The sequence below is a fragment of the Streptomyces sp. NPDC101160 genome, assembly GCF_044768205.1.
Lineage (GTDB): Bacteria > Actinomycetota > Actinomycetes > Streptomycetales > Streptomycetaceae > Streptomyces.
This window is the reverse complement of sequence record NZ_JBIWPJ010000007.1, coordinates 397,861-411,436: the sequence shown is the minus strand read 5'-3', so window position 1 is coordinate 411,436 and position 13,576 is coordinate 397,861. Positions and strand designations below refer to the sequence as shown.

The 13,576-nt window shown below is 72.7% G+C and carries 15 protein-coding genes; 10 read left to right on the top strand and 5 right to left on the bottom strand.

Annotated elements, in window-relative coordinates; translation table 11 throughout:
- The first annotated feature begins 61 nt into the window (after window positions 1-61).
- Window positions 62-1,213 (top strand): hypothetical protein, encoded by a 1,152-nt coding sequence (locus ACIRSU_RS24585; RefSeq protein ID WP_403795865.1) that lies wholly within the window; start codon window positions 62-64, stop codon window positions 1,211-1,213.
- Between the two features lie 22 nt (window positions 1,214-1,235).
- Here the strand turns inward: ACIRSU_RS24585 and ACIRSU_RS24580 are convergent, their stop codons facing one another.
- The 3 genes from ACIRSU_RS24580 to ACIRSU_RS24570 all read right to left on the bottom strand — a co-directional run bounded on the left by ACIRSU_RS24580 (window position 1,236) and on the right by ACIRSU_RS24570 (window position 3,725).
- Window positions 1,236-1,880 carry a PH domain-containing protein gene (locus ACIRSU_RS24580; RefSeq protein ID WP_403795862.1) on the bottom strand — a complete coding sequence of 215 codons (645 nt, stop codon included), beginning with the start codon at window positions 1,878-1,880 and terminating at the stop codon, window positions 1,236-1,238.
- A gap of 61 nt (window positions 1,881-1,941) precedes the next feature.
- On the bottom strand, window positions 1,942-2,556 hold the full coding sequence (locus tag ACIRSU_RS24575) for a class F sortase (RefSeq protein ID WP_403795860.1): 615 nt from the start codon (window positions 2,554-2,556) through the stop codon (window positions 1,942-1,944).
- A gap of 98 nt (window positions 2,557-2,654) precedes the next feature.
- Window positions 2,655-3,725, bottom strand: a complete 1,071-nt coding sequence (locus tag ACIRSU_RS24570) for a hypothetical protein (RefSeq protein WP_403795858.1) — start codon at window positions 3,723-3,725, stop codon at window positions 2,655-2,657.
- Window positions 3,726-3,991: 266 nt separating this feature from the next.
- Between ACIRSU_RS24570 and deoC the strand changes: the two genes are divergently transcribed.
- The 3 genes from deoC to ACIRSU_RS24555 are packed head-to-tail and all read left to right on the top strand — an operon-like array spanning window position 3,992 to window position 7,291.
- On the top strand, window positions 3,992-4,951 hold the full coding sequence (gene deoC, locus ACIRSU_RS24565) for a deoxyribose-phosphate aldolase (RefSeq protein WP_403796476.1): 960 nt from the start codon (window positions 3,992-3,994) through the stop codon (window positions 4,949-4,951).
- A gap of 5 nt (window positions 4,952-4,956) precedes the next feature.
- Window positions 4,957-6,402 (top strand): aldehyde dehydrogenase family protein, encoded by a 1,446-nt coding sequence (locus tag ACIRSU_RS24560; RefSeq protein ID WP_403795856.1) that lies wholly within the window; start codon window positions 4,957-4,959, stop codon window positions 6,400-6,402.
- Window positions 6,395-7,291 carry an aldehyde dehydrogenase family protein gene (locus tag ACIRSU_RS24555; protein WP_403795853.1) on the top strand — a complete coding sequence of 299 codons (897 nt, stop codon included), beginning with the start codon at window positions 6,395-6,397 and terminating at the stop codon, window positions 7,289-7,291. The genes ACIRSU_RS24560 and ACIRSU_RS24555 overlap by 8 nt, the downstream gene beginning before the upstream one ends.
- A 56-nt stretch (window positions 7,292-7,347) precedes the next feature.
- Here the strand turns inward: ACIRSU_RS24555 and ACIRSU_RS24550 are convergent, their stop codons facing one another.
- On the bottom strand, window positions 7,348-7,740 hold the full coding sequence (locus ACIRSU_RS24550; RefSeq protein WP_403795850.1) for a hypothetical protein: 393 nt from the start codon (window positions 7,738-7,740) through the stop codon (window positions 7,348-7,350).
- Window positions 7,741-7,796: 56 nt separating this feature from the next.
- Between ACIRSU_RS24550 and ACIRSU_RS24545 the strand changes: the two genes are divergently transcribed.
- On the top strand, window positions 7,797-8,492 hold the full coding sequence (locus ACIRSU_RS24545) for a uridine kinase (RefSeq protein WP_403795847.1): 696 nt from the start codon (window positions 7,797-7,799) through the stop codon (window positions 8,490-8,492).
- 136 nt (window positions 8,493-8,628) lie between these two features.
- Here ACIRSU_RS24545 and ACIRSU_RS24540 read toward each other — a convergent pair whose 3' ends face one another.
- Window positions 8,629-9,351, bottom strand: a complete 723-nt coding sequence (locus tag ACIRSU_RS24540; protein ID WP_403795845.1) for a SigE family RNA polymerase sigma factor — start codon at window positions 9,349-9,351, stop codon at window positions 8,629-8,631.
- Between the two features lie 169 nt (window positions 9,352-9,520).
- Here ACIRSU_RS24540 and afsQ1 point away from each other — a divergent pair, with 169 nt between their 5' ends.
- The 5 genes from afsQ1 (at window position 9,521) to ACIRSU_RS24515 (ending at window position 13,520) form a co-directional block, all read left to right on the top strand.
- Window positions 9,521-10,198 (top strand): two-component system response regulator AfsQ1, encoded by a 678-nt coding sequence (afsQ1, locus tag ACIRSU_RS24535; RefSeq protein WP_403795842.1) that lies wholly within the window; start codon window positions 9,521-9,523, stop codon window positions 10,196-10,198.
- Window positions 10,195-11,754 carry an ATP-binding protein gene (locus tag ACIRSU_RS24530; protein ID WP_403795839.1) on the top strand — a complete coding sequence of 520 codons (1,560 nt, stop codon included), beginning with the start codon at window positions 10,195-10,197 and terminating at the stop codon, window positions 11,752-11,754. The genes afsQ1 and ACIRSU_RS24530 overlap by 4 nt, the downstream gene beginning before the upstream one ends.
- An 11-nt stretch (window positions 11,755-11,765) precedes the next feature.
- Complete coding sequence (locus ACIRSU_RS24525) at window positions 11,766-12,419, top strand: hypothetical protein (protein ID WP_403795836.1); 654 nt, start codon at window positions 11,766-11,768, stop codon at window positions 12,417-12,419.
- A gap of 292 nt (window positions 12,420-12,711) precedes the next feature.
- Complete coding sequence (locus tag ACIRSU_RS24520; protein ID WP_403795833.1) at window positions 12,712-13,230, top strand: VanZ family protein; 519 nt, start codon at window positions 12,712-12,714, stop codon at window positions 13,228-13,230.
- Window positions 13,231-13,319: 89 nt separating this feature from the next.
- Window positions 13,320-13,520, top strand: coding sequence for a PspC domain-containing protein (locus tag ACIRSU_RS24515; protein WP_403795831.1), 201 nt, complete (start codon window positions 13,320-13,322; stop codon window positions 13,518-13,520).
- The last annotated feature ends 56 nt before the right edge of the window (window positions 13,521-13,576 follow it).

The window sequence follows — 13,576 nt, the reverse complement described above, 5'->3', positions numbered from 1 at the left end:
GTTACACCGGGTGCCGTAACGCGCGTGCCCTCCGCGGCGTGCGCGGGTCCAGGGTGACCCGGTGCTCACCGCGTCCCCCGCACCGCCCCGGTGCCCGGCCCCACGGCCCGCCGTCCCGCTGCTCCCCCCGCTGCTCCGCCGGGCCGCTCCCGCCCTTCTCGGCTATCTGGCGGTACGGACCCTGGGCCTGCTGGTCCTCGCCCACTGGGCGCACCTCAAGGGGCACGGGGTGTGGCCGACGCTCGCGACCTCGTGGGACTCGGACTGGTACCTGGGGATCGCCGACCACGGCTACGACCAGGACCTCGTCCACCACAGCAGCCTCGCCTTCTTCCCGCTCTACCCGGCCCTGATCAAGGCCGTCGCGGCCGTCACGCCGGGCTCCCGGGCCTCCGTCGGCCTCGTGATCGCCGGGGTCTGCTCGCTGTGCGCCGCACTCGGGATCTTCGCGGTCGGCGAGCGGCTGCACGGGCGGCGTACGGGTGCGGTCCTGGTGGTGCTGTGGGGGGCGTCGCCGGTGGCGGTGGTGGAGTGGATGGGCTACACGGAGTCGCTGTTCACGGCACTGGCGGCGGGAGCGCTGTACGCGGTCCTGGCCGGGCGCTGGGGGTGGGCGGCGGGGCTCGCGGTGGCGGCGGGGCTGACCCGGCCGACGGGGATCGCGGTCGCGGCGGCGGTGTCGGTGGCGGCACTGCTCGCGGCCCGGCGCGGCGACCGCCCGGCGCTCGTGGCCGCCTTCGCCGCGCCGCTGGGCTGGCTGGGGTTCACGGGCTGGGTGGGACTGCGGCTCGGCCGCTGGGACGGCTATCTCGCGGTGCAGCGGACCTGGGCGAACGAGTGGGACGGCGGCGCGGTCACCCTGCGCACGCTGCGCGGTCTGCTGCTCCACGCCCGGCAGCCGCAGCTGTTCCTGGTCGCGGTGTCGGCGGTCCTGGTCGTCGCCGCCGCGCTGTACGTGCTCTCGGCGGCGGACCGGCAGCCGGTGCCGCTGCTCGTGTTCACCGGGGTGCTGCTCCTGGTGGTCCTGGGCAGCGGCGGCGTGTACTTCCCGCGTGCCCGCTTCCTCCTGCCGGGCTTTCCGCTGCTGCTGCCGGTGGCCCTGGCGGTGGCCCGGGCCCGGTTCGCGGCGGCGGCCGTGGTGCTGGGCGGGGCGGCGCTGTCGTCGGCATGGCTGGGCGGCTACATGCTGCTGGTGTGGCCGGGGCCACCGTGACCGCACGGGGCCCCGGAGAGGCTCAGCCGGTCGCGATGAGGATCACGAGGAGCACGAGACCGACGACGGCCGGCGCGATCACCTCGTACGCCCAGCGCACCTGCGCCTCGCCCGCCGTCTCGGCCCGGCCGCCGAGCCGCTCGCTCATGTCGCGCAGGTCCGCGACGGTCTTGTCGGCGGGCGCGTAGCGGGCCTTGATGTCGGTGACGTCGGCGGTGGCGGACGTACGGCCGTGCGGGTCGTCCTGCGAGGCGGTGGCCGCCTTGCGCGCGGCCCGCTTGCGCTGCCGCAGCGACACCGGCACCGCCCACAGCTGGTAGCGGCCGCCGTCGTGCGTCATCACCTCGCTGGAGTAGCCGGCCCGCACGTCGGCGACCGTGCCCCAGGGCAGCGTGATGGTCCGGAACGGGTTGCGGACACGCAGCCGCAGCTCGTTCGCGTACACCGCCGGGCGGATGCTGAAGGCCACGATCAGCGGCACGATCATGATCAGCACGGCGAGCGTCAGCCACGGCGTCCGGCCGGCGCCGCGCACGATCGCGTCGCCGCCGAAGAACGCGACGAGCAGGAGCAGGAAGACTCCGCCCGCGATCCCCGTCGAGGAGCGGAAGACACGGTCCTCCTGGTCGGGCTCGGAGGGCTGCGCGGAAGGCGTCGGGCTCGTCATGGGCCCGATTGTGCCTCAGCCGTCCCCGTCCGGCGCAGAGGGCCCGGGCCTGTCTGCGGGATCAGGCCGTGGCGAGCAGGTCGGCGTAGACGACGATGTTGTCGGGGCGGTGGCCGTCGACGAGGTCGCCGCCGCAGGTGATCAGCCGCAGTTCGGGGCGGCTGGTGTCGCCGTAGACCTTCTTCGTCGGGAACGCCTTCTTGTCGACCTGCTCCAGCTCGCGCACCCGGAACACGGCGTCGGTGCCGTCGGCGCGCGTGACGGTGATGCGGTCGCCGACGTGGATCCGGCCGACGTCACGGAGCACGGCGGGGCCCTGCACGGTGTCGTAGTGCCCGATGAGGACCGCGGGCCCGGTCTCGCCGGGCGTGACGCCCTTGTCGTACCAGCCGATCCGGTCGGCCTGGGCGACGGACGGCACCTGGACGGTGCCGTCGGCCTTGAGGCCGAGGTCGAGGACCGGCCCGGTGTCGACGCCGGCGGCGGGCACCCTCACGCGCACGGGCAGGGAGCGCGGCAGCGGCGCGGCGGCGAGCTGCTCGGCCGGCGCGGGCGCGGAGGTCGCGGTGACCCGCGGGGCGGGGACGGCGGACGCGGGATCCGCGGCGGGCGCCGAGCAGCCTGCCAGCGCGAGGGCGGCCGCGGCCACGGCGAGGACGAGGGGGCGGCGGGTCATGGGCTTGCTCCGGGACATGGGGTGCGGCGGGCCGCCGAGGAGGAGGGCGGCCCGCCGGAGGGGAAGCGGCTCTGCGAGGGGTGTCAGCCGCGGTGGTGTCAGCCGCGGGTGGTGGCGCGGCGGCGCAGGGCGGTGAAGCCCAGGCCGGCGACGACCACGACGGCACCCGCGGCGGAGGCGAGGAGGGCCGTGTCGTTGCTCTGCTCGACGCTGCCGAACTCGGCGCCCGCGGCGACCCCGCCCTTGGGCACGACGCCGGTCTGGCCGCCGTGGGTGGTCGGGGCGGTCGTGGCCGGGGTGGTGGGCGTGGTGGGCTTCGAGACGCAGCTCTTGGGGAGCTTCGGGAAGCCGGTCCAGAGGTACGGGGCGGTGTCGCCGCCGTTGGTGTGCTGCCCGTAGCGCGCGGTGAGGGTGCCGGCGCGCACGATCTTCTGGCCGAGGCCGGTCGGGCCCGGGTGGGCGCGGTCGACCGTTTCCAGGACCTTGCCGTGCTCGTCCTTGAGGACGGCCTTGGGGCCCTTCTTCGCGTCGTTGGTGAGCGTGACCGTCCAGCCGCCGCCGTAGGACGAGGCGATGACCTCGGTGACCGTGCAGCCGTGGACCGTCGGCCCGGAGAGGACGGTGCCGCCGTCCGGCTCGGGGGTGCTCGGCGTGAGGCAGCCCTTGGGGAGCTTCGGGAAGCCGGTCCAGAGGTACGGGGCGGTGTCGCCGCCGTTGGTGTGCTGGCCGAACACCGCGGTGGCGGTGTCCACGTCCTTGATCTTGATGCCGTTGCCGATGTCGGCGGGGTGCACGCGGTCGGCGGTGGCGACGACCTTGCCGTGCTCGTCCTTCACGACGGCCTTCGGGCCCCGCTCGGCGTCGTTGGTGAGCGTGACCGTCCAGTCGGGGAAGACGGAGGCGATCGTCTCGGTGACCGTGCAGCCGTCGACCGTCGGCCCGGAGAGGACGGTGCCGCCCTTGGGGGCGGGCTTCTGGTCGTCCTTCTTCGGCTCGTCCTTCTTCGGCTCGTCCTTCTTCGGCGCATCCGTCTTCGGCGCGGTCGGAGCCGCGGTGCCCGCGGTCGTGGCCGGGCCGTCCGCCGCGAAGGCGGTGCCGGCGAGGGCCGGGGTGACCGCCAGGCCCGCGAAGAGGGCGGTGGCGACGGCGGTACGAAGGGCGGTGCGCATAACGACTCCCGTGAAGACGTCTGAATGTGGGAAGGAAGAGCCGCATGCCGCTGATATCTCTCTCGGGAAGGGCCGGTTGAGTTCTCGCTGGCTGCAAGAGAAACGTTACGGAGCGCACGTGCAGGAGCGGTCCGCTCCATGTCACGGGCACGTGACAGACCTCACCCGCCCCACCCCTGCCCCCGTGCCACCTGCGCTTTCGTCCGCTCGGACGAGCAGTCCCCTGTACACGCCGCTACGCGCGTAGATATGCTCGACTGGTGACCATGCCCACCACTGCCACCGCAGCACAAGCTTTCGCCGACGTGACCGCGTCCGACAGCACGCTGCGCCGCTTCCTCCACGGGCTGCCCGGCGTCGACGCCGTCGGCCTGGAGGCGCGCGCCGCGTCCCTCGGTACGCGTTCGATCAAGACCACGGCCAAGGCGTACGCCATCGACCTGGCCATCTCCATGATCGACCTGACGACGCTCGAAGGCGCGGACACCCCGGGCAAGGTCCGGGCGCTCGCCGCCAAGGCCGTCAACCCCGATCCGACCGACCGCACGACCCCGACGACCGCCGCCGTCTGCGTCTACCCCGACATGGTGGCCACCGCCAAGGCCGTCCTGAAGGGCAGCGACGTCAAGGTCGCCTCCGTCGCCACCGCCTTCCCGGCGGGCCGCGCGGCCCTCCCCGTGAAGCTGGCCGACACCGCCGACGCCATCGCCGCCGGCGCCGACGAGATCGACATGGTCATCGACCGTGGCGCCTTCCTCGCCGGCCGCTACCTGGAGGTCTACGAGCAGATCGCCGCCATCAAGGCCGAGTGCGGCGACCGCGCCCGGCTCAAGGTGATCTTCGAGACCGGCGAGCTGTCCACGTACGACAACATCCGCCGCGCCTCCTGGCTCGGCATGATGGCCGGCGCGGACTTCATCAAGACCTCGACCGGCAAGGTCGCGGTCAACGCCACCCCCGCCAACACGCTCCTGATGCTGGAGGCCGTGCGCGACTTCCGCGCCCAGACCGGCATCCAGATCGGCGTGAAGCCGGCCGGCGGCATCCGCAACACCAAGGAAGCGATCAAGTTCCTGGTCCTGGTCAACGAGACCGCCGGCCCGGACTGGCTGGACAACCACTGGTTCCGCTTCGGCGCCTCCAGCCTGCTCAACGACCTGCTCATGCAGCGTCAGAAGCTGGCGACCGGCCACTACTCCGGCCCCGACTACGTGACGGTGGACTGATCATCATGACCTCCCCCTCCTCCCCGTTCGAGTACGCACCGGCGCCCGAGTCCCGGTCCGTCGTCGACATCGCGCCCTCCTACGGCCTCTTCATCGACGGCGAGTTCGTCGACGCGGCCGACGGCAAGGTCTTCAAGACCGTCTCCCCCTCCACCGAGGAGGTCCTCTCCGAGATCGCCCAGGCGGGCGCCGAGGACGTGGACCGTGCGGTGAAGGCCGCCCGCCGTGCCTTCGAGAAGTGGTCCGCGCTGCCCGGCTCCGAGCGCGCCAAGTACCTCTTCCGGATCGCCCGGATCATCCAGGAGCGCAGCCGCGAGCTGGCCGTCCTGGAGACCCTGGACAACGGCAAGCCGATCAAGGAGACCCGCGACGCGGACCTCCCGCTGGTCGCCGCGCACTTCTTCTACTACGCCGGCTGGGCCGACAAGCTCGACCACGCCGGCTACGGCCCGGACCCGCGCCCGCTGGGCGTGGCCGGCCAGGTCATCCCGTGGAACTTCCCGCTGCTCATGCTCGCGTGGAAGATCGCCCCGGCCCTCGCGACCGGCAACACGGTCGTCCTGAAGCCCGCCGAGACCACCCCGCTGTCCGCCCTGTTCTTCGCGGACATCTGCCGCCAGGCCGGCCTCCCGAAGGGTGTCGTCAACATCCTCCCGGGTTACGGGGACACCGGCGCCGCGCTCGTCGAGCACCCGGACGTCAACAAGGTCGCCTTCACCGGCTCGACCGCCGTCGGCCGGTCCATCGCGAAGTCCGTCGCGGGCACGCACAAGAAGCTCACCCTGGAGCTGGGCGGCAAGGGCGCCAACATCGTCTTCGACGACGCCCCGATCGACCAGGCCGTCGAGGGCATCGTCAACGGCATCTTCTTCAACCAGGGCCAGGTCTGCTGCGCGGGCTCCCGCCTCCTGGTCCAGGAGTCGATCCACGACGAGCTGCTCGACTCGCTGAAGCGACGCCTGTCCACGCTCCGGCTGGGCGACCCGCTCGACAAGAACACCGACATCGGCGCCATCAACTCCGAGGAGCAGCTGGCCCGGATCACCTCGCTGGTCGAGCAGGGCGAGGCGGAGGGCGCCGAGCGCTGGACCGCCGCCTGCGACATCCCGTCCGCCGGCTACTGGTTCGCCCCGACGCTCTTCACGAACGTCACCCAGGCGCACACCGTGGCCCGCGACGAGATCTTCGGCCCGGTCCTGTCGGTGCTGACCTTCCGTACCCCCGACGAGGCCGTCGCCAAGGCCAACAACAGCCAGTACGGCCTGTCGGCGGGCATCTGGACGGAGAAGGGCTCCCGCATCCTCGCGGTGGCCAACAAGCTCCGCGCCGGAGTCGTCTGGGCCAACACGTTCAACAAGTTCGACCCGACCTCGCCGTTCGGCGGCTACAAGGAGTCGGGCTTCGGCCGCGAGGGCGGCCGTCACGGTCTGGAGGCCTACCTCGATGTCTGACAGTCAGACCCGTCTTGGCGTCTTCAAGACCTACAAGCTGTACGTGGGCGGGAAGTTCCCGCGTTCCGAGAGCGGCCGGGTGTACGAGGTGACCGACACGAAGGGCAAGTGGCTGGCCAACGCCCCGCTCTCGTCCCGCAAGGACGCCCGTGACGCGGTCGTCGCGGCCCGCAAGGCGTTCGGCGGCTGGGCGGGCGCGACCGCGTACAACCGCGGCCAGATCCTCTACCGCGTCGCCGAGATGCTGGAGGGCCGCCGGGACCAGTTCGTGCGCGAGGTCGGCGAGGCCGAGGGCCTCGGCAAGTCGAAGGCCGCCGCGGTCGTCGACGCGGCCGTCGACCGCTGGGTCTGGTACGCGGGCTGGACCGACAAGATCGCCCAGGTCGTCGGCGGCGCCAACCCGGTGGCGGGCCCGTACTTCAACCTGTCCACGCCGGAGCCGACCGGCGTCGTCACCGTGATCGCCCCGCAGGAGTCGTCCTTCCTGGGCCTGGTCTCGGTGATCGCCCCGGTCATCGCCACCGGCAACACCGCGGTCGTCATCGCCTCCGAGCAGGCCCCGCTGCCGGCGCTCTCCCTGGGCGAGGTGCTCGCCACCTCCGACCTGCCGGGCGGCGTCGTCAACATCCTGTCCGGCAAGGCCGCCGAGATGGGCCCGCACCTGGCGGCCCACCTCGACGTCAACGCGATCGACCTGACCGGCGCGGACGCCGACCTGGCCCGCGAGCTGGAGATCGCCGCCGCGGACAACCTGAAGCGCGTCCTGCGCCCGCGCCCCACCGAGGACTTCGCGGAGTCCCCGGGCACGGACCGCATGACCGCGTTCCTGGAGACGAAGACCGTCTGGCACCCGACGGGTTCGCTGGGCGCGAGCGGCTCCTCGTACTAGACGCGCACGCGCGAGAGGCCCCGACCGGGAAAGGTCGGGGCCTCCTCGTCGTACCGCTACGGCAGCAGGCCCGACGTCAGCGGCCCCGCCACCGGCAGGTCCGCGAGGCCCCCGCCCCTGGTGACGAGGTCGGTCGCCATGTTCGTGCCGACCGGCTTGAAGTCGGCGACCTGCGTGCCGAGGCCGTTGTCCAGCGGGTCCACGCCGGTGTTGGCCAGCGGGTCGATCTGGAGCTCGGTCAGCGGCTTCACGCCCTGGCCGACACCGTCCAGGGCGGCTTCGCCGTCCGCCTGGGTCAGCGTGTCCACCGGGAGCGGCAGGCCGACCCCTTCGGCGGCCTGGGCCGCGGCGCCCGCGCCGAGCAGGGCGGCGCCGGCCGCCGTGACGGTGAGCCCGGCCTTCAGCAGGGCGGTGCGGCGGGAGGATCGGGAAGCGGCGTGACTCGCCATGGGGTGGGGTCCTTCCGAAGGGTGGTCGAGCGGGCACCGACAGTAGTGGAGGTGTGATGCTCGATACCAACGGGTCACCTCGGGGGTCCCCTATTGGGGGGAATGGTTCACACTGGTGTCCCGTGAGTTCCCAACCGATCCCGACCCGGGTCGTCCTGCTCGCGGGCCCCTCCGGCTCCGGCAAGTCGTCCCTCGCCGCCGTCACCGGACTGCCGGTGCTCCGCCTCGACGACTTCTACAAGGAGGGTGACGACCCCTCCCTGCCGCTCGTCGACGGCAGCACGGACATCGACTGGGACTCCCCGCTCTCCTGGGACGCGGACGCGGCCATCGCCGCGATCGAGCGGCTGTGCCGTACGGGACGGACCGACGTGCCCGTGTACGACATCTCCACCAGCTCACGCGTCGACCACGAGACCCTCGACATCGAACGCACGCCGCTGTTCGTGGCGGAGGGCATCTTCGCCGCCGACATCGTGGCCCGCTGCCGTGAGCTCGGCGTGCTCGCCGACGCGCTCTGCCTGCGCGGCAGCCCGGCCACCACCTTCCGCCGCCGGCTGCTCCGCGACCTGAGGGAGGGCCGCAAGTCGGTCCCGTTCCTGCTCCGCCGCGGCTGGCGGCTGATGCGCGCCGAACGCTCCATCGTGGCCCGCCAGACCGCCCTCGGCGCCCACCCCTGCGCGAAGCCCGAGGCCCTGGGCCGCCTGGCGGCCGCGGCCGCGGGCCGCTGCCTCACGCCGGCGGCCCGCTGAGGGGCTGCGCCCCTCCGCACCTGATCAAGACGCGCCGAGGGCCGGACAGGATCCCCCGATCCTGCCCGGCCCTCGCCGGTTCCCCGTACCCCCGTACGATCCCCCGTGTTTCCCCCGTGGTCCCCCCGTTACGCCCTCAGGCGACCAACTCGCCGAAGGACTCCTCCTCGTCACGACCGAAGCTCAGCACCTCGTCCTCGCGCAGTCGCCGCAGCGAGCGCCAGATGCTCGACTTCACCGTGCCGACACTGATGTCCAGGATCTCCGCGATCTCCGGATCGGTCCGGCCCTCGTAGTAACGCAGCACCAGCATCGTGCGCTGCAGTTCGGGCAGCCGGGCCAGCGCCTGCCAGAGGACGGCGCGCAGCTCGGTGCCGCGCATCGCGTCCGTCTCGCCGACCGTCTCCGGCAGCTCCTCCGTCGGGTACTCGTTGAGCTTGCGCCGCCGCCAGGCGCTGATGTGCAGGTTCGTCATCGTGCGGCGCAGGTAGCCGCCGACCGCGGCCTTGTCGCTGATCCGGTCCCAGGCGCGGTACGTGGAGAACAGCGCGCTCTGGAGCAGGTCCTCGGCCTCGTAACGGTCACCGGTCAGGTGGTAGGCGGTGGCGTACAGGGAGGCCCGGCGCTCCTGGACGTAGGCGGTGAACTCCGCCTCCGACCGAGAGGAACGCTCCCCCGTGGCCTCCCCGTACCCCGTACCCCCGTCAGCCAGAGCCACCATGTACGGCGCCTTGCGCTGACGCCCGACGCTGCGAACGCACCCCCGTCCGTTCACCGCGCCGGACTTCTCGGTGCTCCGCGTGACGTCGTGGAGACGCGTGACAACTGCGCTTGAGGTGGTGCTGTGCAGTGCGTTCATCTCGCGCCCCCCGTCGGTTGGAGTCCGTAAGCCCTTGATGTCGAAAAGACTGCCCGCCGCACTTCATGGCGGTGTCCGCCGACTGTCACAGCCGTGTCACAGGCGCCGGAGTGACGGAGGCGTGACTGGACGGTCGAACTCGGACGGCCGCATGGGACAGAATGAGGCCGTGCCTTTCCTGTTGCTGATCGAGGACGACGACGCCATCCGCACGGCCCTCGAACTCTCCCTGTCCCGCCAGGGCCACCGTGTGGCCACCGCGGCGACGGGCGAGGACGGCCTGAAGCTGCTGAAGGAGCAGCGTCCGGACCTGGTCGTCCTCGACGTGATGCTGCCCGGCATCGACGGTTTCGAGGTGTGCCGCCGGATCCGGCGTACGGACCAGCTGCCGATCATCCTGCTCACGGCCCGCAGCGACGACATCGACGTCGTCGTGGGCCTGGAGTCGGGTGCCGACGACTACGTGGTCAAGCCCGTGCAGGGCCGGGTGCTCGACGCCCGGATCCGCGCGGTGCTGCGGCGCGGCGAGCGCGAGTCCACGGACTCGGCGACCTTCGGCTCGCTCGTGATCGACCGCTCGGCGATGACCGTCACCAAGAACGGGCAGGACCTCCAGCTCACCCCGACCGAGCTGCGGCTGCTCCTGGAGCTGAGCCGGCGGCCCGGCCAGGCGCTGTCGCGCCAGCAGTTGCTGCGGCTCGTGTGGGAGCACGACTACCTGGGCGACTCGCGGCTCGTCGACGCCTGTGTGCAGCGGCTGCGCGCCAAGGTGGAGGACGTGCCGTCCTCGCCGACCCTGATCCGTACCGTACGAGGTGTGGGCTACCGGCTGGACGTTCCTGCGTGACCAAGGGGATCGTCTCGGTACTCCGCTTCACCAGCCTGCGGCTGCGGCTCGTCGTCGTCTTCGCCCTGGTCGCGCTCACCGCGGCCGTGTCGGCGTCCGGCATCGCGTACTGGCTGAACCGCGAGGCGGTGCTCAAGCGCACCCAGGACAGCTCGCTCAACGACTTCCGGCAGGAGATGCAGAACCGGGCGGCGACGCTGCCGCTGCGGCCCACGGAGGACGAGCTGCGGCGCACCGCCGAGCAGATGGCGAGCGGCAGCGCCGGCTACAGCGTGCTGCTCGTCGGCGAGCGGGCGGCCGGCAAGCCGATCGTGGGCGCCTCGGACCCGGACGTGTTCACGCTCGCGGACGTGCCGGACTCGCTGCGCACGGCCGTGGAGACGCGGCGCGCGGTGACGGAGGGCAACCGCTACCCGTACCACCTGTTCTGGCAGCGGACGCAGCGCGGCGGGACGCCGTACCTGGTCGGCGGGACGAGGATCGACGGCGGCGGGCCGACCGGCTACGTGTTCAAGTCGCTCGCCGCGGAGAAGGCCGACCTCAACTCGCTGGGCTGGTCGCTCGGCATCGCCACCGGCCTCGCGGTGATCGGCTCGGTGCTGCTCGCGCAGGTCGCGGCGACGACCGTGCTGCGCCCGGTGCACCGGCTCGGCGAGGCGGCCCGGCAGCTCGGCGAGGGCAAGCTGGACACCCGGCTGCGGGTCTCCGGCAACGACGAACTGGCCGATCTGTCGCGGACGTTCAACAGCGCGGCCGAGTCGCTGCAGAAGAAGGTCGCGGACATGAGCGCGCGGGAGGAGGCGAGCGCCCGTTTCGTCGCCGACATGTCGCACGAGCTGCGCACCCCGCTGACCGCGCTGACCGCCGTGACCGAGGTCCTGGAGGACGAGCAGGACGCGCTCGACCCGATGATCGCCCCGGCCGTGGCGCTCGTCGTCAGCGAGACGCGCCGGCTCAACGACCTGGTGGAGAACCTGATGGAGGTGACCCGCTTCGACGCGGGCACCGCCCGTCTGGTCCTCGACGACGTCGACATCGCCGACCAGATCACCGCCTGCATCGACGCCCGGGCCTGGCTGGACGCGGTCGACCTGGACGCCGAGCGCGGGATCGTGGCCCGGCTCGACCCGCGCCGCCTCGACGTGATCCTGGCGAACCTGATCGGCAACGCGCTGAAGCACGGCGGTTCGCCGGTGCGGGTCTCGGTGCGGACCGAGACGTCCGCCGAGAGCGGGGAGGAGGACCTGGTGATCGCCGTACGGGACCACGGACCCGGCATCCCCGCGGAGGTCCTGCCGCATGTCTTCGACCGCTTCTACAAGGCGAGCGCGTCCCGGCCCCGCTCGGACGGCAGCGGCCTCGGCCTGTCGATCGCCATGGAGAACGCCCTGATCCACGGCGGTTCCATCACCGCGGACAACTCAACGGATGCGGCCGGGCGGGTGGACGGCGCGGTGTTCGTGCTGCGGCTGCCCCGCGACGCGTCGGGGATAGCGCGGGAGCTGCAGACCCGCAGCAGTCAGGGTGAGGTGCAGGACGAGGTGGAGGAGAGTTGAGACGTCGCCGTATGAGCCGTACGGGACGGGGGCTCGTGGTCCTCGGCGCTGCCGCCGTACTGCTCGCGGGCTGCGGCATCCGTACGACCTCGGTGCCGGTGGACGCCGGCGCGGCCCCCTCACGGGTGCCGTGCGACACCTCGGCCGGCGCCACGCCCGGCGGGGTCGCCCCCGGCACGGGGGTGCCGCTGCACGTGTACCTGCTGTGCGGGGCGCAGTTGGAGCGGGTCGAGCGCCGCTCGCCGCTGCCGGAGGAGAAGGCGGCGGGTGATCCGGTGCGTACGGCCTCGGCGCTCCTCGCCCAGCTGGTGACCGAGCCGTCGGCCGACGAGCGGCAGGCCGGCTTCGCCACGGCCGTGAAGGGCCCGCTGCTGGTCGGCGGCGCGCACAAGGGCGATGTGAAGGGCACGCTGCGGCTCAGCCGCCAGCCCGAGGACCTGCCGGCGGCGGCGCTCGCGCAGATCGTCTGCACCTTCGCCGAGAGCACGGCGGGCGCGGCGGCCGCGGACGGTGACACGGTGGTGCTCGGCGGCCCGGGCTCGTACGAGCCGCGCCGCTATCTGTGCACGGAGCAGCTGAAGGAGCGCCCGGAGTCGGCGGTGTCGTCGACGCCGGCGACGGCCCCGGCGACCGCTCCGGCATCGGCTCCCTCCGGGGCCCCCTAGGGGGTGTCTCGTCGATCAGGCCGGATCAGGGAGCGGCGTCTGGTGCCGTGCATCGCAAGGCGGAGGAGGGAGTCCATGCGGAGCATCGGCGACCGACGACAACGCGGCGAGGCGCGGTGCCAGGCGTCGCGAGCCCGGCATGATCGGCGAGACACCCCCTGAGGGCCGGTCAGGGTTCGGTCCGGGTCGAGGCGGAACCGATTCCGCCGGGGGGCGCGTCTTGGGGGGCGTGCAACCTCAAGGTTCGGGCGGTTCGGGCGGTTCCGGCGGCAGTGCCGCCACGGTGGTACGCGTGACGGGGTTCCTGCTCCTCCTCGCGCATGTGCTCTGCGTCGCCTGGGTGGCGCTCCGGCCGCGGGACGTGGCCTGGGTGACCGCGCCGAACCTGACCCCGTTCGCCGGGATCCGTGCCTATCTGCTGCTCGGCCCGGCCGAGGCGGCCTGGCGGATCGGCAAGGAGCTGCTGCTCCTGGCCCCGCTCGGGGTCCTGCTTCCGATGTGCGACGGGCGTCTGAAGGTCTCGCCGTGGGCGTCCCTGGCCCGTACGACGGCGGCGGGCGCGCTGGTGTCGCTGGCCGTGGAGCTGCTGCAGACGGCGGTGCCCGGGCAGGTCGTGGACGTCGACTCGGTGCTCCTGAACACGGTGGGCGTGGCGCTCGCGCACGTCCTGCTCGTGCCGGCGGGGCGGGCGCGGCTGCGGCGGCGGGCGGCGGCGCGGTCGGGCGCCTCCCGGGGGTCCTCCCCAGTGCGGCGGCGGTCGGTCCCTCAGGGTCCGACCCCGACGATTCCCAGGGTCGGGATCGCACCCTAGACCGACGTCTCGTCCTTCGGCCGACGGCAGGATGGAGGCATCGGACAGCGCGATCACCGGGATCGCCGCCGGAAACGAAGGAGCCCACCATGGCCGCACTTGCCCGCCCCCGTGACGGACGCGTGATCGGCGGAGTGTGCGCGGCGCTGGCCCGGCGCTTCGGCATCTCCGACTGGACGATGCGCACGATCTTCCTGGTCTCGTGCCTGCTGCCGGGCCCGCAGTTCCTGATCTACCTGGCGCTGTGGGTGCTGCTGCCCGCGGAGAAGTCGCCGAGCATGGCCTGGTAGTCACCGTTCGCACGCCGAAGGGGCGCCCATCCGGTCCGGGTGGGCGCCCCTTCGGC

Bases quoted from the DNA above. Each gene is read 5' to 3' on its own strand.
- ACIRSU_RS24580 (WP_403795862.1), bottom strand. From the start codon at position 1,880: ATGACGAGCCCGACGCCTTCCGCGCAGCCCTCCGAGCCCGACCAGGAG.
- ACIRSU_RS24575 (WP_403795860.1), bottom strand. From the start codon at position 2,556: ATGACCCGCCGCCCCCTCGTCCTCGCCGTGGCCGCGGCCGCCCTCGCG.
- ACIRSU_RS24570 (WP_403795858.1), bottom strand. From the start codon at position 3,725: ATGCGCACCGCCCTTCGTACCGCCGTCGCCACCGCCCTCTTCGCGGGC.
- deoC (WP_403796476.1), top strand. From the start codon at position 3,992: ATGCCCACCACTGCCACCGCAGCACAAGCTTTCGCCGACGTGACCGCG.
- ACIRSU_RS24560 (WP_403795856.1), top strand. From the start codon at position 4,957: ATGACCTCCCCCTCCTCCCCGTTCGAGTACGCACCGGCGCCCGAGTCC.
- ACIRSU_RS24555 (WP_403795853.1), top strand. From the start codon at position 6,395: ATGTCTGACAGTCAGACCCGTCTTGGCGTCTTCAAGACCTACAAGCTG.
- ACIRSU_RS24550 (WP_403795850.1), bottom strand. From the start codon at position 7,740: ATGGCGAGTCACGCCGCTTCCCGATCCTCCCGCCGCACCGCCCTGCTG.
- ACIRSU_RS24545 (WP_403795847.1), top strand. From the start codon at position 7,797: ATGCTCGATACCAACGGGTCACCTCGGGGGTCCCCTATTGGGGGGAAT.
- ACIRSU_RS24540 (WP_403795845.1), bottom strand. From the start codon at position 9,351: ATGAACGCACTGCACAGCACCACCTCAAGCGCAGTTGTCACGCGTCTC.
- ACIRSU_RS24525 (WP_403795836.1), top strand. From the start codon at position 11,766: ATGAGCCGTACGGGACGGGGGCTCGTGGTCCTCGGCGCTGCCGCCGTA.
- ACIRSU_RS24515 (WP_403795831.1), top strand. From the start codon at position 13,320: ATGGCCGCACTTGCCCGCCCCCGTGACGGACGCGTGATCGGCGGAGTG.